Here is a 26,722-nt window from a genome sequence, read left to right on the forward strand (position 1 = left end):
CCCTGTTTTCAGGCGAGTAACTGCACCGCGAACGCGAGCACGACGACGCTCGCGCAGAGTTCGACCGCGGCGTGGGCGTGTTGGCCGCGCTCGCGCGCTGCCGTGAACACGCCGCCGAGGCCGGTGCCGACGCCGACCATCGTGACGGTCAGCGCGACGCCGTACACCCCGACACTCGCGGCGGTCGCGGGGAGTCCGGCGGTCGGCAGGACGGCGGAGACGAGCGCGAGCATGCTCACCGGCGGCGACAGCGCGAACAGCGAACCGACGAGGCCCGTGCGGAGGTAGTCGCGGCGCGTCTCGTGGCTGTGACTGTGGAGGTGGGCGTGTGCCCGCGACAGGACGCGTCCGACCAGATTCGAGGCGTCCTCGGGCGACGGCCGCGCGGACCGCCCGCGGAGCCGGCGCGCGCCGGTGACGGCGAGCAGCGCGGCAACGGCGACGAGAATCCCGCCCGCGACCAGCGTCCCGAATTTGTCGACGACCGCGGGCACGGTGCTGGCGGCGGTGCCGAGCAGCGTGAGCACGGCGACCCACGCGACCACGACGAGGACGTGCCCGACGGCGAAACTCCCGCCGACGAACGCGGCGTGGGTCCACCGGTCGGTGTCGCTGGTGAGCGCGGAGATGCCGGCCGCGTGGTCGGGTTCGAGCGCGTGCGTCACGCCCAGCACGGCCGCCGCGCCGAGCACGCCGAGGCCGGTACCAACGCCGAGGCCAGCCATCAGTGCTCACCCCCGGCGGCGCGGACGGCGCCGTCGATTCGCTCGGGCGTCAGCGCGTCCAAGGGAACGCGCTCGCCGCCAGCAGCGCGTACCACGTCGTCCACGAGGCTCGTGCGACCGCCGTCCCCGGCGTCCACGACTAGCACTTCCGCGCCGCGGTCGGCGAGCGCGCTCGCGGCCTCTCGCGTGTCCGCGGTTGGCGCGTCCGTGCCGGCGTTCGCGCGACCGTCCGTGACGACCACCACGACTGCGGCGTCCGGGTTCGCGCGCGCCAGCACGTCGTCGGCGGCGCGCAAGCCCGCGGGCAGCGGCGTGCGGTCGCCTGTCGGCAGCGACTTGAGGTGGCGCGCCGCCAGCGTCACGCTGTCTGTCGGCGGCAGGACGACGTCCGCGTCGTCGCCCGCGAACGTCACGACGGCGACCTCGTCGCGGCGCTCGTAGGCGTCCCGCAGCACGTCCAGCGCGACGCCCTTCGCGGCGCGCATCGGCCCGCGCATCGACGCGCTGGCGTCCACCGCGAACACGACGAGCGCGGACGCCGACCCCGCACGCACGGACTGCCGGAGGTCGCGCTGCTTGACCCGCTCCGCGCCGCGCGCCGCGGCCGCTCGCACCGACGCCGCGGCGTCCACGCTGTCCGTCGCGGACGCACGCTCGGTCCGCACGCGCGGCCCACGACTGTCCGTGCTCGGCGTCGCGGTCGCGCCACCAGTTCCGGCAGGTCGCTCCGCGCTCGCGGCTGCCGTCTCCGGCGCGGCACCCGCACCCGGCTCGACTGTCTCCGAGTGCGACTGCCCGGGAACGAGCGGCGCGGCGTCTTCGGCGTCGTCGCCCTCGTCGACCGATTCGTTCTCGGACTGCTCGGCCTCCGCGGCGTTCCCGTCGCCTCCGTGTTCGTCCCCCGAACCACTGGATTCGGGGTTTGTCGGGGACTTGCTACTGTGCTCGTCGTCCGGCTCGGAGTCCGCCCCCGGGTCGGCTGGCTCGTCGCCCGTGTCGGCGTCTGATTCCTCGCTCTCTTCCTCGTGCTCCGCGTCGTCCGTTCCGTCCTCGAAGTGGTCGTCGACAACGTCCTCGGGGTCGGGCGCGTCCTCGAACGGTCGAGACTGGAGGCGGTGCGGGAGCGCGAACTCCGCGGCGCGCTGGACATCGGCCTCCGTGACCGTGGGTCGGCCGTCGAGCGCGGCGAACGTGCGCGCGGCGCGTGCGGTGGCGACGTCGGCGCGGTGGCCGTCGACGCCTGCGTCCCGGCAGAGTTCGGCAATCTCGTGGACGAGCGAGTCCGGGAGGTCCACTTCAGGGAGCAGTTCGCGCGCACCGAGCAGGCGCTCGCGGACCTGCTCGGTCGCCTCGACGTAGTCGCCGTCGAAGCCGTCGAGCGCGCGCGAGACGATTGTCGCGCGGTCGTCGAGGTCGTCGCTGCCCGCAACGCGCACCTGGAGCGCGAAGCGGTCGCGGAACTGCGGGCGGAGGTCGCCCTCCTCGGGGTTCATCGTCCCAATCAGGGTGAACTCCGCGGGGTGGGCGACGCTGACGCCGTCGCGCTCGACGCGGTTGACGCCCGCGGCGGCGGCGTCGAGGAGGACGTCGACGAGGTGGTCGTCGAGAAGGTTCACTTCGTCAACGTAGAGGACGCCGCGGTTCGCCCGTGCGAGTAAACCAGGGTTGAACTCAGCGTCACCGTCGAGGGCGTCCGGCACGGACAGCGACCCGACGACGCGGTCGCGTGACGCACCGAGCGGGAGCGTGACGAACGGGACTGGTCGCGTCTCGACGGGTGGGTCGTCTCGGGTCCGGCAGTCCGCGCACTGGCGCTTCGGGTCGTCGGGCGGGCAGCCGTAGGGACAGTCGGCGACGGCGCGCTGGTCGGGGAGGAGGTCGGTGAGCGCCCGCGCCGCCGTGGATTTCGCGGTCCCCTTCTCGCCGGCAGCGAGGAGGCCGTCGAGGGCGTCGTTGGCGGCGACCGCGAGGAGCGCGTTCTTGAGGTCGCGCTGGCCGACGACGGCCGGGAACGGCACCGCGGTGCGGCTCGCCTGCGACAGCTTTTTGCCGCTTCCTAATTCAACCATAGTTGTAATACCACAACGTGGGTTTAACAGACTTATGCCTGAGATTGCACTCTACACCGCGACCGAGAACGAACTCGGCTCCATCCAGGCGGCCGCCGAGCGCGTCGAGGCCGACCTCCTCGCGCGCTCGGAGAGCGACCTCGACGACGACACCGACGTCGAGGCGTTCGTCGACGCCGCCGCGGACGCCGACGCCGCCGTGTTCTGGCTACACGGTGCCGAGGACAGCATGCCCGGCTACGACCGCGCGACCCGACGGCTCGCCGACGAGGGCGTCCCGCTCGTCGTCAAGTCCACGGGCGACGCCTACGCCGTCGAAGACACCACTATCGCCGCGGAGGACCGCGACACCGTCTACGAGTACCTCGACCGAGGTGGCACAGCGAACGTTGCCAACTGCCTGCGCTACCTCGTCGACCGCTACTCGCCGGCCGACCGCGCGTACGATGACCCCGTCGCGCTCCCCACGGAGGGCGTCTATCACCCCGACCACCCGGGCGTCGCGTACGACGAACTCCGCGGGACCTTCGATCCCGACACGCCGACCGTCGCGGTCTGGTTCTACGAGTCCCACTGGACGCACGAGAACACGCGCTACGTCGACAGCGTCGTCCGAGCGTTAGAGGAGCAGGGCGCGAACGCGCTCCCCATCTTCTGCAACCCCGCGACCGACACGGACGAGCAACAGGACGCGGAGTGGGTGACCGACGAGTGGCTCTTGGAGGATGGCAAGCCGGTCGTCGACGCCGTGCTCTCCTCGTTCATGTTCTCGCTGTCGATGGACGAGCGCGGCCGCTCGGCCTCCGACGAGGGCGACTCCGCGGAGGACATCTTCCTCGACCGCCTCGGCGTCCCCGTGCTCCAGACCGTCACGACGATGCGCTCGCGCTCTCGCTACGAGTCTGCGGACACGGGCGTGATGGGGTTCGAACTCGCGCTCTCGGTCGCACTCCCAGAGTTCGACGGCAACGTCATCACGCATCCGATTTCGGGGAAGGAGCGCACCGACGACGACGCGGACATCGGCACCGCTCCCAAGCAGCACTTCCCCATCGAGGACCGCGTCGACCACGCCGCCAGCCTCGCGGTGAACTGGGCGCGCCTGCGCCACCTCGACAACGACGAGAAGCGCGTCGCCGTCGTGCTCCACAACTACCCGCCCAGCGACGACGGCATCGGCACCGCGTTCGGCCTTGACACGCCCAAGAGCACGGTCAATCTGCTCGACGAACTGGACGCACGCGGGTACGAATTGGGTGGAGCGAGCCCACCGGAGGGACAGGCGCTCATCGAGCAGTTGACGAGCCAGCTCACGCTGGATGACCGCTGGGTCGCGCCCGAGGACGTCCGTGAACACAGCGTCGACGTAGTTTCGACCGACGAGTACGCCGAGTGGTGGGCAGACGCCGACTCCGAGTTCCGCGAGAACGTGGTCGCGGAGTGGGGCGAGCGGCCCGAGCGCCCGTTCGCGATTCCGGGCGTCGAGTACGGGAACGTGCTCGTGACCGTCCAGCCGCCGCGCGGGTTCGGGATGGACCCACAGAAGGTCTACCACGACAGCGACCTCCAGCCGCCCCACGACTACTACGCATTCTATGCGTGGCTACGCGAGGACTTCGACGCGGACGCAGTCGTCCACCTCGGCACGCACGGGAGTCTGGAGTGGCTACCCGGGAAGACTGTCGGCCTCGACTCGGCGAGCGCGCCGGACGCGCTGCTCGGCGACCTCCCGAACGTCTACCCGTACATCGTCAACAACCCCGGCGAGGGCACGCAGGCCAAGCGCCGATCGTACGCCGCGGTCGTGGACTACCTCACGCCCGTGATGAGCAACGCGGGCACGTACGACGAACTCGCGGAACTCGAAGAACTGGCGTCGCGCTACCGGGAAGCCGGCACGGGCACCGGCGCGGACGCCGAAGACCACCTCGCCGACCGCATCCGCGAGCACGTCGACGACCTCGACCTCGCGGTCGAACTCGGGATTGCGGGCGAGATTTCGGAGCAGGCGGACGTTCGCGGTCCCGACGAAGCAGGCACGTCGCTGGCAGAAGGTAGCGTATCGGGCGATGACATCGGCATCGAGGAACTGGTCGAGCGCGTCCACGAGTATGTGACGGACGTGAAGACCACCCAGATTCGGCTGGGGCTCCACACGATGGGCGAACCCCCGGAAGACGACCGGCTCGTGGAGTACCTGGTGGCGCTCACGCGCCTCGAGAACCCGGGCGCGCCGTCGCTCCGCGAGAGCGTCGCGGGCGTGCTCGGCGTGGACTACGAGACGATGCTCGAATCCCCGGGCGAGTACAGCGACGAGTTGGGAATGACGTACGCGGAGGCCGCCGACGCGGTGTACGAGACGAGCGTCGACCTCGTGGAGACGCTGGCCGCCGAGGACTTCGACGTGCCCGCGTCGAACGTCAAAGGCGAAGCCGACGACGAGGTGAACATGAATCTGCTCGTCGTGGACATCGACACCATCGGCGACGCGCGGGCAAAGTCGGGCGCGCACGACGACCTCCGCGACGTACTGGAGTTCATCTGCGAGGAGGCCGCGCCGCGAGTGTTCGGCGCGGAGACCGAGATTCCCCAGACGGCGGACGCGCTGAACGGCGAGTACGTCGAACCGGGCGGGAGCGGCGCACCCACGCGGGGCGGCGTCGACCTGCTGCCGACGGGCCGGAACTTCTACACGCTGGACCCGCGGAAGGTGCCCGCGAAGACCGCCTGGGACGTGGGGAAGGAAGTCGCAGACGGCATCGCCCAGCGCCACAGAGAAGACGAAGGCGAGTACCCCGAGGAGGTCGGGGTCGTCGCGTGGGGGACGCCGACCGTGCGGACGCGCGGGGAGACCATCGCGCAGGTGCTCGGTCTGATGGGCGTCCGGCCGGTGTGGACCGACGCCGGCCGCGTCGACAGCGTGGAGCCGATTCCGCTGGAGGAACTCGGCCGCCCCCGAATCGACGTGACGACGCGCGTCTCCGGGCTGTTCCGGGACGCGTTCCCGCAGGCGGCGGGCGTGATTCACGACGCCGTCGAGGCGGTCGTGGACCTCGACGAGTCCCACGACCAGAACTACGTGAAGAAGCACGTCGAGGCGGACGCCGCGGAACTCGAAGCGGAGGGCGTCGAGAACCCCGAGCAAGCGGCCAAGCACCGCGTGTTCACGACCCGGCCGGGCGGCTACGGTGCGGGGACGAACAAGGCCGTCGACGAGGGCGAGTGGGAGGACCGCTCGGACCTCGCGGACGTGTACGTCCAGTGGGGCGGCTACGCGATGGGGTCGCGGGGCCGCGTCTCGGAAGCCCACGACGCCTTCGAGCGCCGCCTCGGGAACGTCGACGCCACCGCGAAAATCGAGGATACGATGGAGCAAGACGAGTTCGACTCCTCGGACTGGTACGCGTTCCACGGTGGGTTCATCACTGCCGTCGCGGAGGAGTCCGGCGAGGAGCCCGCCTCTTACGTGGGGGACTCCAGCGACCCCGACAACGTGGACGTCTACACGAACGAGGAGAAGGTCCGGAAGGCGATGCGCGCTCGCGTGCTCAATCCCGAGTGGCTGGACTCGATGGAGGAGCACGGCTACAAGGGCGCAGGCGACCTCTCGTCGACGGTCGACGTGACACTCGGGTGGGACGCCACGACGGGCGTCGTCTCCGACCGTCTCTGGGAAGACGTCGCCGAGCAGTACGCCTTCAACGAGGACCGACAGGAGTGGCTGCGGGACGTGAACCCGTGGGCGCTAGACTCCATCACGGACACGCTCCTGGAGGCCATCGAGCGCGGGCTCTGGGACGCCGACGACGAGACCGCCGAGCGCCTGCGCGACCTGAACCTCCAGGTGGAGGGCGACCTCGAAGCCAAAGCCAGCGAGTCCCCTGCTGCGAGCGCGGAGGTGTCCTCGGATGACGACTGACGGCGACTTCGAGTCGTATGCGGACCTCGGCGCGACGACGGAGAACGCGATGGACATCGCGGAGACGAGCATGGACCGCGTACGCGAACTCGTGCCCGACGAGACGCTCGCGGACCGCGTGCGCCAGAAGTCCGTGCACGCGACCGGCGACCCCGAGTTCCAGCACCTCGTGCGGTTCACGGGGAGCGACGACTCCGAGCCGGTCCGCGCCGGAGCGCGCGCGGTGCTCGACGAGGCCCCCATCGTGACGGACATCACGATGGTGAAGGCGGGTATCACGGGCCGCGGCCACGACTGCGCGGTGCGGAAGGCAATCGGGAACGGCGCCGAATTGGCGGCCGAGACGGGGATGACCCGCACCGCCGCCTCCGTGCTCGAACTCGACAAGGAGGGCGTCTACGACGGCGCGATAGCCGTGGTCGGGAACGCGCCGACGGCGGCGCTCGCGCTTGCGGACTGCATCGAGGACGGCACCCGGCCCGCGGTCGTCGTCGCGACGCCCGTCGGCTTCGTGAAGGCCGCGGAGAGCCGACAGCGCCTCCGCGAGGCCGCCGGCGAGCACAGCGTGCCCGCGATTACGAACGTCGGGCGGCGCGGCGGCAGCGGGCTCGCCGCCGGCCTGACGAACGAACTGGTGCACGTCGCCAGCGACGCCCGCGACGGAGACCTCGACCTCGAACAGTGAGCGACGACTACGACCTCGACGCGGGGCCGGACCCGGCGGCGTTCGCGGCCAGCGACCCGGAACCGGCCCGCGAGAACGGAGCCGTCGTGCACGCGGTCGGCGTCGGCCCCGGGAACCCCGAGTTCCTGACGCCGCGCGGCGAGCGTGCGATACGCGAAGCCGACGTCGTCGTCGGGTTCGAGACGGTCGTGGACTTCGTCGCGGACCACACGGACGCCGACCTGCTGACGTGTGGCTACCGCGACGAAGAGGAAACGCTGGCGGCGTTCGCGGAGCGCGTCGCGGCCGGCGAGCGCGGGACGGCGGTGCTGATGGGCGACCCGAACCACTCGGGCTACCAGTTCCTCGGGAAGGTCGAGCGCGCGGTAAAGGTGCCCGTGCGAGTGATTCCGGGCATCTCGTCGCTCCAGATGGCGGCGAGCCGTGCACGTACGCCGATGGAGGACACCGAGTTCGTCACGCTGCACAAGAGCGGCGACCTCGCGCCCGACCTCGCACGACTCCGCGAGGCCGTCGGCGAGCGCCACCTGCTCGTGCTGCCGAGGCCGTTCGACCTGATGCCCGGGGACGTCGCCGCGGACCTGCTGGATGCGGGCGCGGCTCCCGACTTGCGGGCGCTCGTGCTCGAGCGGCTCACGCACGACGACGAGACGATTACGCGGACGACGCTCGGCGACCTCGCCGAGCACGCCGGCGAGGAGACGCCGTTCTCTGATTTGTCGGTGCTGGCCGTCCGGCGGGCGTAGCCGTCAGTCCCGGCCGGCAATCGCTTCGAGCGCGGCGAGCAGCCGCCACGCGAAGTAGCCGACGCCGACGACGAGCGCGGGGAGCAAGCCGAGCAGCGGCTGGTGAGCAATCAGCACCGAGTACGCGAACACGGCCACGAGGAGGGCGACGATGGCGACGGTCCACGAGCGAGGGAGGGACGGGGGCGAGTAGTCGGACACAGGCCGAGTATCGGGAGAAGCGATATAATAGTTACCGCAGGGGCCACGAACGATTCTCGGACGGTCCGTAATTCGAGCGGAAGCCGCTTGCTACCGGCCGTCGCCGTCGGCGGCGAACGCGGCAGCGTCGGCGGTCAGCGACGCCTCGAACGTCGTGCCGGCGTCGTGGCTGGCGAGCACGCGTTGCTGGGCAAGTTGGGCTTCGACGGCGTCCGTCAGGCGCGGATGAGCACCGAGCGGGTCGGCGTACGCGAGGCCGCCGCGGTCGAGTTCGAGGCGGTCGGGGATGTCGCGGTCGGTGGCGTCGCCGCCGGCGACGAACAGCGGGACGGCGACCGCGTCGTCGGCGTCGAGGTTGTAGCGCAGGCACTCCGCGGCGGGGTTCTGGACGAGGTAGCTGGTGGCGACGTCGTCGTAGTCGCCGTTCGCGCGCAGGCGGGCAGCGTGGTACTCCGCGACCTGCCGGTGGTAGGGCCGGGAACTCGCGCCGAGCGCGACGAGACCGAGCGCGTCCGGGGTGCCGTCGGCGGCGTCGACGGCGCGGTCGCGGAGCGCGTCGGTGACCACGGGACTGCGACAGACCGGTTCGCAGTAGTGGACGGCGGCGTCGAGGCGGTCGAGCGCGGCGGGGACGCCGACAGTCGTTTCGCGGCCGTGCGCGGCCGTCATCGGGACGGCGAACGCGCGGTCGGCGTCGACGGCCGCGAGCTGGTCACGCAGGTCCCGCCGCGGCTCGTGGCGGAAGTGGCAGGCGTGGACCGCGTCCGCGACGCCGCGGTCGCGCAGGCGGCTGGCGTGGATGGCGAGCGTTTCGCGGGCGTGGGGCGTGTCCCGGCCGAGCAGGACGAGAGCGTCGCGTGTCATGGTAGTAAAGTTGGATTGTTCTAATCCAACTGGGGTTGCATAACGTCGCGGGCGCGCTCCCCTAATAGTTTGCGCTGGCCGTTCCGAACGAAGCCATCGCTGACGAACCCGACCGCTGAATTAAAGTTCGCTTGTGTTCTCTCGGGGAACGTGACTGACACGCCCGAGACGCTGTTCGCGCTCGTGGCCGGTGCCACCGAGACGGCGGCCATCGACGGCATCAGCGCTGCCGGCGCGGACCCCGCGCTGATGGCGCACACGCCCAGCGCGGACGTCGAAATCCTCGCGTACGGCCGGCCCGTGCGCGCGCCGGTCGTCCCCGTCAGCCCCTCCGGCTGCCCGACGCCCGCGGTCGTCACGCGCGCCGTCCGCGAGCGCGTCGACTTCGAGAGCGTGGTCGTCGACGCCGGCCTCGCGGAACCCACAGGCACACCCACCGTCGATGTGGGCGCGGCGCGCGGCGGCGACGTGCGCGACCCCGAACCCGTCCCCGACGCCGGCTCGATTTTCGCGGACGCGCGGCGCTTCGGCGCCAACCTCCCCACGGAGCGTCTGGTGCTCGCGGAGACGATTCCCGGCGGCACCACCACCGCGATGGGCGTCCTCGCCGCGCTCGGTGAGCGCCGCGCGGTCTCCTCGTCGCTCCCCGAGAACCCCCTCGAACTCAAACGCGAGGTCGTCGACGCGGGCCTTGACGCCAGCGGCCTCGACCGCGGCGACCTCGCCGGCCAACCCACAGAAGCCGTCCGGCAGATGGGCGACCCCGTGCTCGCCGCCGTCGCCGGTCTCGCGGTCGGTGCGCTCGAAGCCGACACCGAGGTCGTGCTCGCGGGCGGCACCCAACTCGCCACCGCGGGCGCGCTCGTCCGACACGCTGGTATCACGGACGCCCTCGAACTCGCGACCACGTCGTTCGTCGCGGCCGATGACTCCGCAGACATCCGTACACTCGCCGCCGACAACGACCTCGCGCTCACCGTCACCGACCCCGGCTTCGAGCGACGCGACGACCACCCCGCGATGGCCGCGTACCTCGCTGGCGAAGCCAAGGAGGGCGTCGGGATGGGCGGCGCGCTCGCGCTCGCCGACGAGGCGGGCGTCGGCATGGACTCGGTCCGGGACGCAATCGCAACGGTATACGACCGTGTCACCGAGCGGGAGGCCGCGCCGTGAGGGGCGTCGTCCTCGGCGGCACGGCCTCCGGCGTCGGGAAGACCGTCGCGACGCTGGCGGTCCTGCGCGCGCTCGAAATCGCGGGCTACGACCCGCAACCGGCGAAGGCCGGCCCGGACTTCATCGACCCGAGCCACCACGAGCCACTCGCGGGCAAGCCCTCGCGTTCGCTGGACCCGTGGCTCTCCGGCGACGAGGGCGTGCGCCGGAACTACTACCGCGGCGACGGCGACGTCTGCGTCGTCGAGGGGATGATGGGCCTCTACGACGGCAGCGTCGCCAGCACCGCGACCGTCGCCGAAGTCCTCGACCTCCCGGTCGTGCTCGTCGTGGACGCGAGCGCGGGGATGCAGAGCGTCGGCGCGACGGCGCTCGGGTTCCGCGAGTACGCCGCCGAAGCCGGCTACGACGTGGACGTCGTCGGCGTGCTCGCCCAGCGCGCGCACGGCGGCCGCCACGCCGACGGCATCCGGGACGCGCTCCCCGACGGCCTCGCGTACCTCGGCCGCATCCCGCCGACGGAGAACCTCGACATCCCGGACCGCCACCTCGGCCTCCACATGGGCGACGAAGCGCCCGTCGACCCCGATGCGGTCGACGCGGCAGCCGAGCACGTCGACGCCGAACAGATAGTCGAACTCGCGCGCGAACCACCGCAACCCGAACCCGTGGAGTCGAAACCAGAGAGCGGCAAACGCGTCGCCGTGGCTTCCGACGCGGCGTTCTGCTTCGAGTATCCGGTGACCCGGGAGCGCATCCGCGAGCGTGCTGAGGTGGTACCGTTCTCGCCGGTCGCGGGCGACGACTTGCCGGAGTGCGACGGCGTTTACCTACCCGGCGGGTATCCCGAACTCCACGCCGAGGCGCTCGCCGAGTCTCCTGCGCTCGATTCGCTCTCCGAGCAGGCGGCGGACGGCCTCCCCGTGCTCGGCGAGTGCGGCGGCCTGATGGCGCTCGCGGAGTCGCTGACGACGACGGACGGCGAGACGTACGAGATGGCGGGCGTGCTCCCCGCGGACGTGACGATGCGGGAGCGCTATCAGGCGCTCGACCACGTGGAACTCCGCGCTCGGGACGACGCGCTCACTGCGAGCGCAGGCGAGACGCTTCGCGGTCACGAGTTCCACTACTCCGAAGCGACGGTCGCGAGCGACGCGCGGTTCGCGTTCGACGTCGAGCGCGGGACGGGCATCACGGACGAGCACGACGGACTGACCGAGTACCAGACGCTGGGCACGTACGCCCACGTACACGCCGACAGCGGCGCGTTCGACGCATTCATCGAGAACCTATGACCGACGAATCAGACGCGACTGACGAGCAGGCCGACCAGCACGCACGAACACCCGGCAAGGGACGAACGCCGACAGCGCGCGAAATTACGCCGACCGCGCCCGAGGAGTTCGGCCTCGTGCAGGTCTGGTGGGGCGACGGCAAGGGCAAGACCACCGCGGCGCTCGGGATGGGGTTCCGGGCGGCCGGCCACGGCCACCGCGTCCACCTCCTCCAATTCATGAAGGGCGGCACCGCCAGCGTCGAGGACGTCCGCGGCGAGTACAACGCCATCGCGGAGGTGCCAGGGTTCACGTACGAGAACTCCGGAAACTACGGCTGGCACGGCTTCCTCGACGGCAGCGATGACGACGAGCACCGAGCACGCGCGCAGGGTGGGCTCTCCCGCGCCCGCGACCTCGTCGACGCCGCCCGCGACGCGGACGGTGAACTCCCGCTCGATGGGCCGGCCGACGACGGCGTCCACATGCTAATTCTGGACGAGATTCTATACGCCGCGAACCGTGGGCTCGTCGACCCCGAGGACGTAATCGGACTAATCGAGGACAAGCCCACGAACCTCGAACTCGTGCTGACGGGCGGCCACGACGAACCCGCCTACGCTACCGAGCGCGCGGACCTCGTGACCGAAGTCCGCAAGCAGACCCACCCAATCGACGCGGGCCAGCGCGCCCGCAAGGGCACTGAGTACTGATGGCCGACGCCCCGACGCTGCTCGTCGCGGGGACCGCCTCCCACGTCGGGAAGAGCACCGTTGCGGCCGGGCTCTGTCGCCACCTCGCCGACGCGGGCGTGTCGGTCGCGCCGTTCAAGGGCCAGAACATGAGCAACAACGCGCGCGCCGTCCCTGCATCAGACGCCGCACCCGAGGCCGCGTGGGGCGAAATCGGCGTCTCCCAGTACGTGCAGGCACGAGCAGCGCGCGTCCCCGCGACCACGGACCACAACCCAGTCCTTCTGAAGCCGCGCGGGGACGCCGAGAGTCAACTCGTCCTCGACGGCCAGGCAGTCGGCCACTACGCCGCCGGCGACTACTACGACGAGCACTGGGACGAGGCGCGCGAAACCGCCGAAGCGGCCCACGCGCGTCTCGCCGCTGAACACGACGTAATCGTCGCGGAGGGCGCGGGCAGCATCGCGGAGGTCAATCTCCACGACCGCGACCTCGCGAACGTCGAAACGACGAGATTCGCCGACTCGGACGTGCTCGTCGTCGTGGACATCGAGCGCGGCGGCGCGTTCGCCAGTCTCTACGGCACGTTGGAACTGCTCCCCGCGGACGTCCGCGAGCGCGTGGTTGGCGCGATAATCACGAAGTTCCGCGGCGACCCCACGCTCCTCGACGCCGGCATCGAAGAAATCGAGGAGCGAACTGGCGTCCCAATCTTGGGCGTGCTCCCGTACGACGACCCCGGGCTCCCCGCGGAGGACAGCCTCTCGCTCCCCGACGGCGACGAGCGCGTACTGTTGGGCGACGACGAGGTGCCCGCCGAACACGCCGTCACGGTCGCGGTCCCGCGCCTGCCGCGCATCTCGAACTTCACCGACCTCGAACCACTCGCGCGCGTCCCCGGCGTCCGCGTCGCGTACGTGCCGCCCGAAACCGGGCTCGACGACGCGGATGCGGTCGTGCTCCCGGGCACGAAGAACACCGTCGACGACCTCCGCGACCTCCGTGCGGCCGGGTTCGGCGACGCGCTCGCGGACTTCGATGGTCCGGTCGTCGGGCTCTGTGGCGGCTACCAGTTGCTCGGCGAGCGCATCGTGAACGCGGGCGTCGAGTCTACCGACGACCTCGATGCTGTCGCGGGCTTCGGACTACTCCCCGTCGAGACGACGTTCCGCGAGGACAAACGCGTCGAAGCGGTCACTCGAACGCTGGCCGGCGCGGGTCCGCTCGCGGGCGTGACGGGTGAGGTGTCGGGCTACGAGATTCACATGGGCCGGACCGAGGTCCCCGAGGCGCTGCCGAACCCAGTCGGGCCGACGAGCGCCGCGAGCGAGCGCGTGCTCGGCACGTATCTCCACGGACTCTTCGAGAACGAGAGCGCGCGGGCGGCGTTCGTCGACGCCGTGTACGAGCACGCGGGGTGTGAGCGGCCGAGTGCGGCCAGAGACCAGCAGTCGCCGTACGACGCGGCCGCCGCCCTCGTGCGCGAGCACGTCGACCTCGCCGCGCTGGACCTCCCGCCGTAGCGCTCACCGAGCGATTCAAGTTCACTTGCAGTAAGTAAAGCACAGTGCCTACGACGTTCGACTTCTTCGGGACGCTGGTCGCCGCCGAGCGTCCCGAGCGCCCCGCGAACGCCGTCGCGGACGCGCTCGCAACGCGCGGCGTTTCCGCCCCCGAGGACTGGACGGACGCCTACCGGGAGCCTCACGAGTCGGTGCCCGAGGGTGCCGAACAGCCGCTCCCGGACCACGTCGCGGCCGCCCTGGAGAGCCGCGGCGTCGACGCCGATGCAGACGTCGTCCGCGCAGCGACGCTCGCCGCGTTCGCCCGACCCGTCGAAGTGCGGGACGGCGCGCGGGAAGCGCTCGACGCCGCACGCGAACGCGGACCGGTCGCCGTGCTCTCGAACTGCAGCGTCCCCGGCCTCGTCGAATGCGCGCTCGACCGCGTCGACCTAAACGTCGAAACTGTCGTCACGAGCGTCGGCTGCGGCTGGCGGAAGCCCGACCAGCGAGCGTTCGCGGCGGTCGCGGACGTCCTCCGCACAGAGCCCGAGTCGCTCGTCCACGTTGGCGACGACCCCGCGACGGACGGCGGCGTCGAAGACGTCGGCGGGCGGGCGATTATCCTCGGCGAGACGCCGCTCCGTGCGGTTCCGGCGGAACTGGAGGGGGGAGCGTGTCGCTGACTGCGGTCGCGGCGGTCGGGTTCGCGTTCGCGCTCGAAGTCGTGCTCGCGGAACCACCCGCGAGCGTCCACCCCGTCGCGTGGCTCGGGCGCGTTATCGCACCGTTTGACCGCGAGTGGGCGCATCCCAACGTCGTCGGCGCGCTCGTCGCCCTCGTGCTTCCGCTGGCGGCCGCCGCTCTCGTTGCCTCGTTGGTCGTGTTGGCGGGGCGCGTGGATGCGCTGCTCGCCGCCGCTATCGCAGGGCTCGTCCTGTTCACGACGACCAGTCTGCGAATGCTGCTGGGCGAGGCACGCGCCGTCGTCACGGCGACCGATAGCGATCTGGATGCCGCGCGCGAACGTCTCGAGTCGCTCGCTGGGCGTGATGCGAGCAAGCTCTCCGCAGGCGAAGTGCGGAGCGCGGCCGTCGAGAGCGCCGCGGAGAATCTCGCGGACGGCCTCGTCGCGCCGCTGCTCACGTTTGCGGTCGGCGCGCTCGTCTCGCTGCCAGTCGCGGCGGGCGCGGCAGCCTGGGTGAAAGCCGTGAACACGCTCGACTCGATGCTCGGCTACCGCTCGAAGCCGGTCGGAACCGCGAGCGCGCGCCTCGACGACGTCGTGATGTGGCTGCCCGCGCGCCTGAGCGCGGTGTTCGTCGCGGTCGCCGGACTGGACCTGGGTTCGCTGACCTGCGCCCGCGAGCACGCCGACGCGTCACCGTCCCCGAACTCCGGGTGGCCGATGGCGACGCTCGCCGCGGTGCTCGGCGTCCGTCTCGAAAAGCCGGGCGTCTACGACCTGCCGCTCGGCGAGGAGTTCCCGACCGTCGCCGAGAGCGAGCGCGGCGTCCGCGTCGTCGGCGTCGCTGGCGTGCTCTCGTACGCGCTCGCCGCGGGGGTGGTCGCGTGGTCGTGACCGTGCTCCGTGGCGCGCTCGGGTTCCTGACGCGGCTCCGCGTCGGCCACAGCGAGCGTGCGTGGGCGGCGTTCCGCGAATCACCTTGGGCGTTCCCGCTGGCGGGCTACGTCGTCGGCGCGCTGCTCGCGGTTCCGTTCGTGTTCGACGCGCTTCCACCCGGAACCGTCGCGCTCGCGTACCTCGCAGCTGTCCTCGTCGTCACCGGCATCAACCACCTCGACGGCGTCGCGGACGTCGGCGACGCGCTGGTCGTCCACGGCGACAGTGAGGAGCGCACACGCGTGCTCAAGGACACGACGGTCGGCGTCGGAGCGGTTGCAGCTATCGCAGTCGCAGTCGCCGGCCTCGCGCTCGGCGCGCTCGGCGTTGCAGGGCTACCGACCCGCGCCGCGATTGCAGTCGTCGTCGCTACGGAAATCGGCGCAAAAGTTGGGATGGCAGCCGTGGCCTGTCTCGGGACCGCCGCGCACGAGGGACTGGGCTCGCAATTCACGGAGCGCGCGAATAGCCGAGACTTGCTCCCCGCCGTCCTCGTCGCAATCCCCGCCGTCGTGCTCTCGTGGCCGACGCCGGCAGCTGCGGTCGCAATAGTCGGCGCTGCTCTCGCCGGATTGCTCGTGCTCTGGCGGCTCGAATCGCTGCTGGACGGCGTGAACGGTGACGTCTTCGGCGCGGTCAACGAGGTCGGCCGCGTCGTCGGCCTCCATTTGGGGGTGGTCGTGTGGACGCTCTACTGATGTGCGGTGGCCGCGGGACGCGCCTCGACAGCGACGTCGAGAAGCCGCTGTTCGAGATTTCGAGCAGGCCGATGGTCGACTACGTGCGCGACGCACTTGCCGAGAGCCGCGTCGACGCCACGTACGCCGTCGTCTCCCCCAATGCTCCCGAGACACACGCGCATCTCCAGGGAGAGATTCCTGTCATCGAGACGGCGGGCGAAGGCTACGTTGCGGACTTGACGACCGCGCTCGATGCCGTAGAGACGCCCGTTTTGACCGTCGCCGCGGACCTCCCGCTGCTCGACGGCGAGGTCGTGAACACCGTACTGGACGCGGCCGACGGCTCCACGAGCGTGCGCGTCCCGGCCGCGCTGAAGGACGCGCTCGGCGCGAGCACGGACGAGGAAGGCGAGTGGGTTCCGACGGGCGTGAACGTCGTCGCGGACGACGAGGATTCGGTGTTCCGGAGCTACGACGCGCGGCTCGCGGTGAACGTCAACCACCGGTCGGACGCCGCGCTCGCCGAACGGCTGCTCGCGCCGCGGACCGACGCATCAAAACCCGGCGGGAACGTGGAGGGAGACGATGGACCCTGACGCCGTTCGCAACGCCGGCCGCGTGCCCCACGGCGGCAGCGACGACCCCGACGTGCTGGACTTCTCCGCGAACGTCAACCCCCGGACGCCGCCCGGCGTGCGCGAGGTGTACGAGGCCGCGCTCGACGACGCCGCGCGCTACCCGAACGACGGCTATCCGGAGTTCCGGGCGGCTGCGGCGGAATATACTGACTGCGCGCCCGACCGCGTCGTCCCGACGCCGGGCGGACTCGCCGGGATTCGGCTCGCCATCGAGACGCGCGTCGAACCCGGCGACAGCGTACTCGTCCCGTACCCGAGTTTCGGCGAGTACGCGCGCGAGGTCGACCTCCAGGGCGCTGACTCCGCGTTCGTTCCGCACGACGAAGTCCTCGACGCGGACCCCAGCGAGCACGCGATGGCCGTCGTCTGCAATCCGAACAATCCCACGGGTGACCGCTACGACGCCGACGCGCTCCGCGAGTTCGCACGGCGATGCCGTGCATCCGACACGGAACTGCTCGTCGACGAGGCGTTCCTCGGCTTCACCGAGGCCGAATCGCTGTCTGGGACGCCCGGCGTCGTCGTCGCGCGCTCGCTCACAAAGCTGTTCGGGATGCCCGGGCTCCGCGCGGGCTTCCTCGTCGCGACCGGCAACCAGCTGGACGACCTACGGACGGCGCGACGCGCGTGGAACCTCGGTACGCCCGCAGCAGCCGTCGGCGCGCACGCGATGCGCCAGCACGAGTTCGTGGCCGAAACCCGCGCGCGCGTCGCCAGCGAGCGCCGACGAATGTCGCGCGAACTCGCCGACGACTTCACCGTCCACGATTCGGACGCGCCGTTTCTGTTGCTGGACGTCGGCGACCGCGACGTGGACACCGTCCTGACCGAGACTGAAGCGCGCGGCGTCGTAATCCGGGACGCGACGACGTTCCGCGGGCTCGCCAACCACGTGCGCGTCGCCGTCCGCACGCCCGAGGAGAACGACCAGCTACTGGCGGTGCTCGGCGATGTTTGACGCGTCGAAGCGGGACGGCGTGCTCGCGCTCGAACGCGAGCGAACGCGCTGGCTCTCGACCGGCTGGGACGGCGGCCTCGTCGACGCAGACCGTGCGTTCAACGTCACCGTCCCCGAGGGCTGGAATCCCGACGACCTCAGCGCGTACGCCGATGGCCGGCTCGCGGACGCGGAATTCTCTCGGACCAGCGACGACCCGGTGTTGCTCACTGGCGTCGCCCAGCGCCACGCCCGCGGCGCGCGCTGTGGCCCCGTCGAAGCCGTCGCGACTGTCGGCGTCTCGAACCCGGCGGCGCTCCCGATGGAGCCCGCGGGCGGGACGCTCCCCGAAGAACCCGTCGTCGCGGGGACGGTGAACGTGTTCGTCGGGACGACGCGCGCGCTCAACGACGCCGCGCTCGCGAACCTCGTCGCCGTCGCCGCCGAAGCGAAGACTGCGACGCTGCTCGATACAGTTGGTTTCCCCGGGACGACGACGGACGCAGTCGTGGCAGCCTGCGACCCAACGGGCGACAGCGCGGCGTTCTCCGGGAGCGCCACGCGCGTCGGTGCCGCGGCGCGCGCTTGCATCCGGGACGCGGTGCGCGCGAGCTACACTAGCCGGTACGGTGACGACGAGCCACCGGACTCCGTCGCTGACGCCAGACACGGCGTGCAGACGGACGTACGGGGCGACGTGTTCGTTCCCGACGACCAGTAGTTTCGTATCGCAGCATAGAGTTTACGAGTTTGATTCGTGGCGTCTCGGTCCCGGAAACCAGTACGTTGAATGGGGTGGCTCGCCGAACGCCGAGTATGGCTCGCGAACTCGACCACGAGTGTCCGAAGTGCGGCGAGGAACAGACGTTCTACCGCGCCGCGGCGACCCAGATTCACCTCGGGCAGAAGACGAAGTGGAACTGCCCCGAGTGCGGGTACGGGTTCATCCGCATCGACGGCGACATCGACTCCTCCGCCAGCGCCTGACGAGCACCGCTGCTTCTGGAGCCCGCTTCTCGACCCGCGAACCCGAGGGTATCACCCGGAGATACCGGTTCGATTCTCCCGTCGTTCGCGTTCCGCATCGTTCTCTTCACGCGCAGGCAGGTGACCGGAATCGCTGAGTGAAGCGAGTGCTGCCAATCACCGTCCAGCTCGGACTGCTGCGGCGGTCGAAGTCACATCGAGATAGGGTTTACAGTAGGCGATGGATACAGTAACCCCGTACCAGCACGAAGTGCTATTTTCCCGATGTGGCGGCCACACACCGCCGTCAGAACGGCCGACAAGAGTTGGGAGAGGAGAAGTAGTCGGGAACTCGAGCTGGCCGTCGTAGTGCCTGCACTCGAGAGCGACTTCGCCCTCCTCGATGTGTTTGAACCACCTTGCGGCCTCGTTCTCCGAGGCACGCTGTGCCGTGATGGAGAGAAGTGACGTTTGCGACGGAAATCCCGGTCGGGGAGACCAAACACTGAGGCCTGCTCCGACGAGGGCGTCCTGGAGAGGTTGCCGTAGCACCGAGAAAGTCGCGCTGGCGTCTCGATTCGACAGCGAAAACCCGGTCGTGACAGGGTCAGATTGTATGGTTCTTGTAGGCTGCTTACCGCAGTAACCCTGCTACAAACGCCAAAACAGGGTGGGGCGTGGGCGCTCTCCTGGTTCCTATGGCGGGCTTATCTCCCTAATCCGTCTATAGACACCAAAACCGTTAACCCCCCATCGCGAGACAGTCAGCACAACATGAACGAGGACGTGAAACTCAACGTCGCCGTCCCCGAGCACCAGCGCGACGTCTACGACGAGGAGGCCGAACAGATGGGGTTCGCCAGCCGGTCCGCCTACGTCCGCGCGATGGTGAATTCTGGACGGCGGGATTTCGGCCTCGACCCCCAGGGTCCAGGCGGCGAAGCCACCACTCTAGAGGACGTCATCGAACAGCGCATCGTCGACATCATCGACGACGCCGACGGCGCCAGTCGCGACGCAGTCGTCCAGGAAATCACTGGCGACATCGAGCAGACCATCACCGACTGCCTCTCCCGGCTCGACGATACCGGGAAGATCGACTACGACATCCAACAGGACGGCCTCGTCGTCCGCACGGAGGGAGACTGACCGTGGCACAGCGCGACACCACGACCGACTACGACCACCCCCCCGTGCAGACGTTCCTCGACGAGATGGAGCTGTACGGCCGGTCTACCAGCACCATCGGGGACTACCGGACGACACTCCGGCAGCTCCGTGCGTTCCTCGCCGCCCACGACACGCCAATCGAGGACGCGACTCGGGGGGACTGCCTCCAGTGGATTCAGTCCCTGCGCGAGGACGGCTACGCACCAGGGTCGATTCGAACGAAGGCCGTCCACGTCAACCGCTTCTACGGGTACATGGTACAGACGGGCAAATTCGACGAGAATCCGATGGTCGTCGTGATGGAGGAGATGAGCGAACGCGGCGACTCGTCACCGACTCGACGGCGCATCGCCGTCGAAGAGATGCGGGAGTTCGTCGGCTCGATTCGCAATCCGCTCCACCGCGCCATCGTACTGGTGCTGGCGAAGACCGGCATCCGCGTCGGCGAGCTGTGCAACCTCGATTTGCGGGACGTCAATCTCGAAAATCGGGAGATAGCGGAGTACTACGACAGCCAACCGCGAGCGGCCATCAGCGACCGCGAGAACACGCTGTTCGTGACCAGTGACATCGACGTCGGCGACACTGTGAACGGCGAGGAGCGAACGGAGGGGAACAAACGCCACCGCGACACGCGCATCCCCGTCGACGCCGAAGTGGAGCGCGCGCTCGTGGAGTGGCTGGCAATTCGTCCGGACGTAACCTCGTCGGCAGAGCCGCTGTTCGTGAACGTTTCAGAGAGCTACGGCGAGCGGCTGACGAGCGAGATGGTGCGGGCGTACGTCACCGACTTGGCACGGGAGAACGGGTGGTACACGACGGGTGCAGGCGTCGAAGAGAACGTCACGCCCCACTACTTCCGGCACTTCTTCACCACGGAGATGCGCCAGCGGACCGAGGACGGCTACCTCGTGAAGTACCTGCGCGGCGACGTCGGCGACGTGATGGACCGGTACACCCACAACTGGCAGGAATTGGTCGCCAGGCCCTACAGCCAGTCCGTGTACCACCTGACCACTCGTCCGAGACAGAACTCGTAAACTGCATATCGCTATATCAAAACCAGTCGGTCGCCGGCCGTTTCTGGGAGGAGCCAAACACCTAACTATCCGCCCGTCGTCGGCTGACGTGTATGGCAGAGACCAGTGGTCGTTTTTGCCGACGGTAACGAGGCACCGACGCCCGACCGGGACAGCTTAGCCGACCTGCCGCCGAGCGCGAAACTCGTGTTCAAGGTTCTGGAGTACGACTCGCCGCTCACGCAGGCCGAGTTGCGCGACCGGACGCGGCTCTCGAAGCGCACGACGCGCCACGGGCTCTCGCTTTTGAAAGAGGCCGACCTCGTCCAGGAGCGCGTCTACATCCCGGACGCGAGAAAACGCATCTACGAGCCGCGGGTGGTCGACTAGCGTTCCGAGAGCGGGGTGAAGCCGTCGACGGGAATCACCGAGTAGTCCACCGTAATCGTGTCCTTCGTGGCGCGCACGCGCCCGACGAACTCCGAGATTTCGTCGAGTTTGCCTTCGAGGATGAACAGCTCCATGCAGTAGTGGTCGCCGACGTGGTTGTGCACGTTGCTCGTCACGAGCCCCTCGTACTCGTGGCGGAGGTTCATCATGCGCTCCTCGACGGTGGAGTTCTCGTAACTGAACAGGACAGTGACGACGCCGATGAGCGGGCGGTCTTCCAGTTGTTTGTCCTCGAACTCGCCGAGGAGGTTGCGCGCGGCCTCCCGAACGACCTCGCTGCGGCCGGTGTAGCCGTGGTCCTCGGAGAACTCGTCGAGTCGTTCGAGGAGTTCGTCGGGCATCGAGACGCTGACGACGGTCATGTATTAACCGAGGCGGGTTCGAGTAATAAGGATTGGCTAACTACGCGCGCTCAGCGACGCCGAGTTATTCGAGGTCGTGCCACGAGAGGCGGGGATTCCGGGCCGCGCTCGTCTGGTCGATGCGCCGGGCCGTCGTCTGGTTCGGCGCGTTCTCGAGCGTCTCCGTGTCGTCGGCGGCGACGGCGTTGAACGCGTCCGCGAGGTCGTCGAGGTTGTCCTTCGTCTCGACCTCCGTGGGTTCGGTCATCAGCGCTTCGTCTACGAGTTCGGGCCACTTCGTCGTCGGAGGGTGCACGCCGTAGTCGAGCATGCGCTTGGCGACGTCGGCGGCGTCCTGGTCGCCCGCGCTCGCGACGAACTCGTGGTGGAACGGGCCGAGTGGAACGTCGTAGTCGACCTGTTCGGCGAGGTAGTTGGCGTTCAGGACGGCCTTCGCGGAGGCGTCGCTGAGGCCGTCGTCGCCGAGGCGGTCGATGTACGCGAACGCCTTTATCAGGACGAGCCAGTTCCCCGAGAAGCCGTGGACCTTCCCGACGGAGTGCTCGGGCGTGTAGCGCTCGTACTTCCCGGTCTCGGTCTGTCGGACGTGAGGTTTGGGGAGGAACTCCGCGAGGTCCTCGGTGACGCCGACCGGGCCTGCGCCCGGGCCGCCGCCGCCGTGGGGGGTGGCGAACGTCTTGTGGACGTTGAAGTGCATGATGTCGAAGCCCATGTCGCCGGGGCGCGCGCGGCCGAGCAGCGCGTTGAGGTTCGCGCCGTCGTAGTACAGCAGGCCGCCCGCGTCGTGGACCATGTCCGCGATTCGCTCGATGTCGCGCTCGAAGAGCCCGAGCGTGTTCGGGTTCGTGAGCATCAACGCGGCCGTGTTCTCGCCGAGCGCGGCGTCGAGGGCGTCGAGGTCGACGCGGCCGTCGTCGCCCGACGGGAGTTCGACGACGTCGTAGCCGCCCAGCGCGGCCGAGGCGAAGTTCGTACCGTGCGCGGAGTCAGGGATGAGCACTTCGTCGCGGTGGCCCTCGTCGTTGGCCTCGTGGTAGGCGTCCGCGAGCAGGATACCCGCGAACTCGCCCGCAGCGCCCGCGGGCGGCTGGAGCGTGACGGCGTCCATGCCGCCGATGCGCCCGAGGTAGTCCTGCAGGTCGTGCTGGAGTTCGAGCGTTCCCTGGACGCTCTCCGCGGAACGGTCCGGGTGGACGCTCGCGGCGTCGAGCGCGGCAACGTCCTCCGTGAAGCGGGGGTTGTACTTCATCGTGCACGAGCCCAGCGGGTACGGGCCGGAGTCGACGCCGTAGTTCTGCTGGCTGAGCCGAACGTAGTGGCGCGCGAGCTCGGGTTCGGCGAGGCTCGGCAGTTCGAGTTCGTCCCGCGTCAATTCGTCGGGGAGGGACGACTCGACCTCGGTGGTCGTCTCGTCTTTCTCGGCGAGCAGCGGCTCGTACTGGTCGTCGTCGGCCTGCCGGTAGGCGGCCTGGTCGTAGTGCTCCATCAGTGGGTCACCTCCTCGACAGCGGCGACGAGGCGGTCGGCGGCGTGCTCGTTGGCGTCCGTGACGCAGACCTGTAGCCGGTGGTCGCCGACCGCGTGGACGGCGAACCCGTCGGCTTCGAGGTCGCTGGCGATGGCGGGCGCGGGCTGGTCGGTGTGCGCGAGGAACTCCCGGAAGTGGTGGCGGTCGTGGACGGGCGCGCGGACGCCCGTGATGTCGTCGAGGTCCGCCGCGAGGTCGCGTGGGAGTTCGACCATGCGCTCGGCGAGATTCACGAGCCCCTCGGAGCCCAGCGACGCGGCGTGGATGGCGGCACGGAGCGCGACCCACGCCTGGTTCGTGCAGATGTTCGACGTCGCGCGCTCCTTGCGGATGTGCTGCTCGCGCGTCTGGAGCGTGAGCGTGTACGCGCGATTGTCGTCTGCGTCCTCGCTCGCGCCGACGAGCCGCCCCGGGACCTGCCGGAGGAAGTCCTCCCGGCACGCGAACACGCCCAGCCCCATCCCGTAGCTCGTGGGGAGGCCGAGGACGCTGGCGTCGCCGACGACGACGTCCGCGCCGACGTCGACGGGGCGCTGGAGGAGCGAGAGCGCGACCGGGTCGGAGCCCAGGCAGAACAGCGCGTCGTGGTCGTCGGCGAGGTCGCCGATTTCGTTCAGGTGCTCCTCGACTGCGCCGGTCGTCGTAGGGTTCTCGGCGAACACCATCACGACGTCGTCGTCGATGGCGTCGGCGAGCGCGTCGACGTCGACGTTGCCGGCGTCGGTGCCGTAGCGTTCGACGACGACCTCCGCGCCGTTCGTGTAGTTCTCGAGGACGCTGACATGGCCGTCGCGGACGTAGTCGGGGATGAGCACGCGGTCGCCGTCAGCGGCGCGCACGCGCTTGGCGAGCAGCGCGGCCTCCGCGAGCGCGGTCGCTTCGTCGTACATCGAGCAGTTCGCCACACCCAGCCCCGTGAGTTCGACGAGCATCGACTGGTACTCGAAGAGCGCTTGCAGGAACCCCTGCGTGACCTCGGGCTGGTACTGCGTGTACGACGTCAGGAACTCCGAGCGCTGGGCGAGGTGGTCGACCAGCGACGGCACGTAGTGCTCGTAGTGGCCGCGCCCGAGGAACTCCGTCAGGTCGTCGTTGCGCCGCAGGCGCTTCTTGGTCTCGACGACGGCTTCCTGCTCGGACTTGGCGTCGATACCGAAGTCGTCGTCGAAGCGCACCGAGTCGGGGATATCGAACAGCGCTTCAACGTCGGCCACGCCGACGGCGTCCAGCATCGCTTCGGTCTCGGCGTCGGTGTGTGGCGCGTACGGGCTCCCGCTCTCACGCCCGCTCATGGTCGTCCTCCCGGCGACGGACCGCCATCGAATCCAGACATACGCGGGACTTGCGGAGCGGACAACCAAGATACCCCCGGTTCCGGAACACCACCGACCGGAAAAGTGTGCGCGAACGTGCTACGATAGTCAGTGTCGAACGTCGAAATAGTCACGAACGAGGTGGTATCGTGGCAATCGTTGCGAGTGTCAGTCCTCGCGGAGTGCCTCGGCGATGGCTTCGAGGTCCGCCTTCCGGAACGCACCACCGGCGCTCTCGGGGTCCGCCTCGTCGGCCAGCCCGACGCGCGCCCGAATTTCCGCACGCATCACGGACTTCGACGGGAGACTCCCCTTCTGGACGTCGTACCCCAGCGCCCCGCAGATGGCCGCCAGCGCCTCCTTCGTGAATCCGGTGGACTCGACGCGCGTGTACCGCCCGACGGACTCTCGAATCTCGTTCCGCAGGTCGTCGACAGTCGGTGCCATTCGGGGACAATCACACCACCACTTCAAGAACGTTCGGCACGAAACAGCCAGCATCCGCGAGCCGAGCGGCGCGAGGCGCGAGGTACGAGCGCCTCGGCCTGCGCGAACGGGGAGCGTAGCGACCCGTGAGCGCAGCGAGCGAGCGCGGGCCGACGAGCGACTAAGCGCCGGAGGCGCGCTGGAGCGAGGAGTGCTTTTTCACCACGTTTTTGCAAGCGAGCGGCCGGGAGGGCTGCGAGCGCTGGAAAAAGTGGCTTCAGGCGATTTGCTCGGCGTACTCGTCGGCGTCCAGGAGTTCGTCGAGGTCGGATTCGTCGAAGTCGAGTTCGACGAGCCAGCCGTCACCGAAGGGGTCGTCGTTGACGAGTTCCGGCTGGTCTTCGAGAGCGTCGTTGACGTCCGTGACTTCGCCGGAGACGGGCGCGTAGATGTCCGAGACGGCTTTGATGGATTCGACGACGCCGAGCTCGGCCTCCTGCTGGAGGTCGTCGCCGACGGCGGGGAGTTCGACGAAGACGACGTCGCCGAGTTCGTCCTGCGCGAAGTCCGAGATGCCGACACGGCCGGTGTCGGGGTCTATCCATTCGTGCGATTCGAGATAGTACAGGTCTTGGGGAACGTCGAAGCTCATGAGTCGATGAAAGGTGTGGGGGTGATGGTTGCTCGTTTGCCGGTGCCGCGGACGACGACCTCCACGCTCGTGCCGTCGTCGGCGTAGTCGGTGTCGACGTAGCCGAGGCCGATGGGTTCGTCGAGCGTCGGGCTCATCGTCCCGCTCGTGACCTCGCCGATAGTGTCGCCGTCCGCCTGGATGTCGTAGCCGTGCCGGGGGACGCCGCGCTCCTCCAGAACGAAGCCGACGAACTCCTCGTCGACGCCCGACTCGTTCTGGGCGGCGAGGCGGTCGCGGCCGACGAAGTCGGTATCGAGGTCGACGACGAAGCCAATGCCGGCCTCGTAGGGCGTGCGCGGATTCTCCTCGTGGTGGAAGTCCTGCCCGGAGAGGAGGAGCCCGACCTCCAGCCGGAGCGTGTCACGCGCGCCGAGCCCGCAGGGCTGGCAGTCGTTGGCGAACGCGTCCCAGACCGCGCCCGCGCCGTCCGCCGGGAACACGACCTCGAAGCCGTCCTCGCCCGTGTAGCCGGTGTTGGCGACCCAGCACTCGACCCCCGCGATGTCGGCGTACTCGGCTTCGAAGCGACCGAGGTCGAGCACGGAGTCGTCGGCGCGCGCCGCGACGAGTTCCGGTGCGTCGGGGCCCTGCACGGCGACCATGCCGTACTCGCCGGTGACGTTGTCGACGGTCGCCGTGAGGTCGTGGTCGTCGCGGTAGTCGCTCCACCGCGCGTACATCTGCTCGTCGTGGCCGGCGTTCGGCACGAACAGGTACTCGGCGTCGTCGCCCTCGGGGAGCCGGTAGACGACGGTGTCGTCGAGGATGACGCCCTCGTCGTCCGTAATCGCCGAATACTGGGCGTCACCCGGGTCGAGCGCGGCGACGTCGTTGGTCGTGAGCCGCTGCATCAACCGCTCGGCGTCCGGACCGCCGACCTCGATTTCCCCCATGTGGGAGACGTCGAAGACGCCGGCCGACTCCCGGACGGCGTCGTGCTCGGTCCGGATGGAGTCGAACTCGACGGGCATCTCCCACCCGCCGAACTCCGTGAACTGCGCGCCGCGGTCGTCGTGGCGACCGTACAGCGGCGGCGTTCGGAGAGCCATACTCGTGGCGTCGGCG

27 protein-coding genes are annotated in these 26,722 nt (G+C 69.5%); 17 read left to right on the forward strand and 10 right to left on the reverse strand.

Going from position 1 to position 26,722, the window contains the following annotated elements:
* Positions 1–8: 8 nt before the first annotated feature.
* Entirely contained in the window at positions 9–725 is a 717-nt protein-coding gene (locus LPA46_RS13125) for a HoxN/HupN/NixA family nickel/cobalt transporter (RefSeq protein ID WP_230892859.1), read from the reverse strand.
* Positions 725–2,794 carry a VWA domain-containing protein gene (locus tag LPA46_RS13130; RefSeq protein WP_230892860.1) on the reverse strand — a complete coding sequence of 690 codons (2,070 nt, stop codon included), beginning with the start codon at positions 2,792–2,794 and terminating at the stop codon, positions 725–727. Before LPA46_RS13130 ends, LPA46_RS13125 begins: the two co-directional genes overlap by 1 nt.
* A gap of 34 nt (positions 2,795–2,828) precedes the next feature.
* On the opposite strand from LPA46_RS13130, the gene cobN reads away from it, so the two are divergent.
* From cobN to LPA46_RS13145, 3 genes are read left to right on the forward strand one after another with little or no spacing between them, the layout of a single operon-like run.
* Positions 2,829–6,713 (forward strand): cobaltochelatase subunit CobN, encoded by a 3,885-nt coding sequence (gene cobN, locus LPA46_RS13135; RefSeq protein WP_230892861.1) that lies wholly within the window; start codon positions 2,829–2,831, stop codon positions 6,711–6,713.
* Positions 6,703–7,398, forward strand: coding sequence for a precorrin-8X methylmutase (locus LPA46_RS13140; RefSeq protein ID WP_230892862.1), 696 nt, complete (start codon positions 6,703–6,705; stop codon positions 7,396–7,398). Before cobN ends, LPA46_RS13140 begins: the two co-directional genes overlap by 11 nt.
* Positions 7,395–8,144 (forward strand): cobalt-precorrin-7 (C(5))-methyltransferase, encoded by a 750-nt coding sequence (locus tag LPA46_RS13145; RefSeq protein WP_230892863.1) that lies wholly within the window; start codon positions 7,395–7,397, stop codon positions 8,142–8,144. Before LPA46_RS13140 ends, LPA46_RS13145 begins: the two co-directional genes overlap by 4 nt.
* A 3-nt stretch (positions 8,145–8,147) precedes the next feature.
* On the opposite strand, the gene LPA46_RS13150 is transcribed toward LPA46_RS13145, so the two are convergent.
* On the reverse strand, positions 8,148–8,345 hold the full coding sequence (locus tag LPA46_RS13150) for a hypothetical protein (RefSeq protein ID WP_230892864.1): 198 nt from the start codon (positions 8,343–8,345) through the stop codon (positions 8,148–8,150).
* Positions 8,346–8,435: 90 nt separating this feature from the next.
* Positions 8,436–9,209 carry a sirohydrochlorin chelatase gene (locus tag LPA46_RS13155; RefSeq protein ID WP_230892865.1) on the reverse strand — a complete coding sequence of 258 codons (774 nt, stop codon included), beginning with the start codon at positions 9,207–9,209 and terminating at the stop codon, positions 8,436–8,438.
* Positions 9,210–9,359: 150 nt separating this feature from the next.
* Here LPA46_RS13155 and LPA46_RS13160 point away from each other — a divergent pair, with 150 nt between their 5' ends.
* The 14 genes from LPA46_RS13160 to LPA46_RS13225 all read left to right on the forward strand — a co-directional run bounded on the left by LPA46_RS13160 (position 9,360) and on the right by LPA46_RS13225 (position 21,274).
* Positions 9,360–10,382 carry a nicotinate-nucleotide--dimethylbenzimidazole phosphoribosyltransferase gene (locus LPA46_RS13160; RefSeq protein WP_230892866.1) on the forward strand — a complete coding sequence of 341 codons (1,023 nt, stop codon included), beginning with the start codon at positions 9,360–9,362 and terminating at the stop codon, positions 10,380–10,382.
* On the forward strand, positions 10,379–11,677 hold the full coding sequence (locus tag LPA46_RS13165) for a cobyrinic acid a,c-diamide synthase (RefSeq protein ID WP_230892867.1): 1,299 nt from the start codon (positions 10,379–10,381) through the stop codon (positions 11,675–11,677). Before LPA46_RS13160 ends, LPA46_RS13165 begins: the two co-directional genes overlap by 4 nt.
* On the forward strand, positions 11,674–12,369 hold the full coding sequence (locus LPA46_RS13170) for a cob(I)yrinic acid a,c-diamide adenosyltransferase (RefSeq protein ID WP_230892868.1): 696 nt from the start codon (positions 11,674–11,676) through the stop codon (positions 12,367–12,369). The genes LPA46_RS13165 and LPA46_RS13170 overlap by 4 nt, the downstream gene beginning before the upstream one ends.
* The gene (locus tag LPA46_RS13175; RefSeq protein ID WP_230892869.1) at positions 12,369–13,871 is read left to right on the forward strand and encodes a cobyric acid synthase; all 1,503 of its coding nucleotides are present in this window, start codon (positions 12,369–12,371) and stop codon (positions 13,869–13,871) included. The genes LPA46_RS13170 and LPA46_RS13175 overlap by 1 nt, the downstream gene beginning before the upstream one ends.
* A gap of 44 nt (positions 13,872–13,915) precedes the next feature.
* Positions 13,916–14,536: an HAD family hydrolase gene (locus LPA46_RS13180; protein WP_230892870.1), complete on the forward strand. Its 621-nt coding sequence runs from the start codon at positions 13,916–13,918 to the stop codon at positions 14,534–14,536.
* On the forward strand, positions 14,527–15,432 hold the full coding sequence (gene cbiB / locus LPA46_RS13185; protein WP_230892871.1) for an adenosylcobinamide-phosphate synthase CbiB: 906 nt from the start codon (positions 14,527–14,529) through the stop codon (positions 15,430–15,432). Before LPA46_RS13180 ends, cbiB begins: the two co-directional genes overlap by 10 nt.
* Positions 15,423–16,172, forward strand: a complete 750-nt coding sequence (cobS, locus tag LPA46_RS13190; RefSeq protein ID WP_230892872.1) for an adenosylcobinamide-GDP ribazoletransferase — start codon at positions 15,423–15,425, stop codon at positions 16,170–16,172. The genes cbiB and cobS overlap by 10 nt, the downstream gene beginning before the upstream one ends.
* The gene (locus tag LPA46_RS13195) at positions 16,172–16,750 is read left to right on the forward strand and encodes an NTP transferase domain-containing protein (protein WP_230892910.1); all 579 of its coding nucleotides are present in this window, start codon (positions 16,172–16,174) and stop codon (positions 16,748–16,750) included. Before cobS ends, LPA46_RS13195 begins: the two co-directional genes overlap by 1 nt.
* Positions 16,740–17,750, forward strand: coding sequence for a threonine-phosphate decarboxylase CobD (gene cobD / locus LPA46_RS13200; protein ID WP_230892873.1), 1,011 nt, complete (start codon positions 16,740–16,742; stop codon positions 17,748–17,750). Before LPA46_RS13195 ends, cobD begins: the two co-directional genes overlap by 11 nt.
* Entirely contained in the window at positions 17,743–18,450 is a 708-nt protein-coding gene (locus LPA46_RS13205; protein WP_230892874.1) for an adenosylcobinamide amidohydrolase, read from the forward strand. The genes cobD and LPA46_RS13205 overlap by 8 nt, the downstream gene beginning before the upstream one ends.
* 95 nt (positions 18,451–18,545) lie before the next feature.
* The gene (locus tag LPA46_RS13210; RefSeq protein WP_230889153.1) at positions 18,546–18,716 is read left to right on the forward strand and encodes a DUF7838 family putative zinc beta-ribbon protein; all 171 of its coding nucleotides are present in this window, start codon (positions 18,546–18,548) and stop codon (positions 18,714–18,716) included.
* A gap of 753 nt (positions 18,717–19,469) precedes the next feature.
* Positions 19,470–19,844 carry a DUF5805 domain-containing protein gene (locus LPA46_RS13215; protein ID WP_230892875.1) on the forward strand — a complete coding sequence of 125 codons (375 nt, stop codon included), beginning with the start codon at positions 19,470–19,472 and terminating at the stop codon, positions 19,842–19,844.
* Between the two features lie 2 nt (positions 19,845–19,846).
* Positions 19,847–20,905 carry a tyrosine-type recombinase/integrase gene (locus LPA46_RS13220; RefSeq protein ID WP_230892876.1) on the forward strand — a complete coding sequence of 353 codons (1,059 nt, stop codon included), beginning with the start codon at positions 19,847–19,849 and terminating at the stop codon, positions 20,903–20,905.
* A 105-nt stretch (positions 20,906–21,010) separates the two neighbouring features.
* Complete coding sequence (locus LPA46_RS13225; protein WP_230892877.1) at positions 21,011–21,274, forward strand: ArsR family transcriptional regulator; 264 nt, start codon at positions 21,011–21,013, stop codon at positions 21,272–21,274.
* Here the strand turns inward: LPA46_RS13225 and LPA46_RS13230 are convergent.
* From LPA46_RS13230 to gcvT, 6 genes are all read right to left on the reverse strand, one after another.
* Positions 21,271–21,696: a CopG family ribbon-helix-helix protein gene (locus LPA46_RS13230; RefSeq protein ID WP_230889157.1), complete on the reverse strand. Its 426-nt coding sequence runs from the start codon at positions 21,694–21,696 to the stop codon at positions 21,271–21,273. The genes LPA46_RS13225 and LPA46_RS13230 overlap by 4 nt on opposite strands.
* Positions 21,697–21,760: 64 nt before the next feature.
* The gene (gene gcvPB, locus LPA46_RS13235) at positions 21,761–23,182 is read right to left on the reverse strand and encodes an aminomethyl-transferring glycine dehydrogenase subunit GcvPB (RefSeq protein WP_230892878.1); all 1,422 of its coding nucleotides are present in this window, start codon (positions 23,180–23,182) and stop codon (positions 21,761–21,763) included.
* Entirely contained in the window at positions 23,182–24,516 is a 1,335-nt protein-coding gene (gene gcvPA / locus LPA46_RS13240) for an aminomethyl-transferring glycine dehydrogenase subunit GcvPA (protein WP_230892879.1), read from the reverse strand. The genes gcvPB and gcvPA overlap by 1 nt, the downstream gene beginning before the upstream one ends.
* Positions 24,517–24,705: 189 nt before the next feature.
* Positions 24,706–24,984, reverse strand: coding sequence for a hypothetical protein (locus tag LPA46_RS13245; protein ID WP_230892880.1), 279 nt, complete (start codon positions 24,982–24,984; stop codon positions 24,706–24,708).
* A 256-nt stretch (positions 24,985–25,240) separates the two neighbouring features.
* Positions 25,241–25,615: a glycine cleavage system protein GcvH gene (gene gcvH, locus LPA46_RS13250; RefSeq protein WP_230892881.1), complete on the reverse strand. Its 375-nt coding sequence runs from the start codon at positions 25,613–25,615 to the stop codon at positions 25,241–25,243.
* The gene (gcvT, locus tag LPA46_RS13255) at positions 25,612–26,706 is read right to left on the reverse strand and encodes a glycine cleavage system aminomethyltransferase GcvT (RefSeq protein ID WP_230892882.1); all 1,095 of its coding nucleotides are present in this window, start codon (positions 26,704–26,706) and stop codon (positions 25,612–25,614) included. The genes gcvH and gcvT overlap by 4 nt, the downstream gene beginning before the upstream one ends.
* Positions 26,707–26,722: the final 16 nt, after the last annotated feature.

Source organism: Halobacterium sp. KA-6 (assembly GCF_021029015.1).
Classification (GTDB): domain Archaea; phylum Halobacteriota; class Halobacteria; order Halobacteriales; family Halobacteriaceae; genus Halobacterium.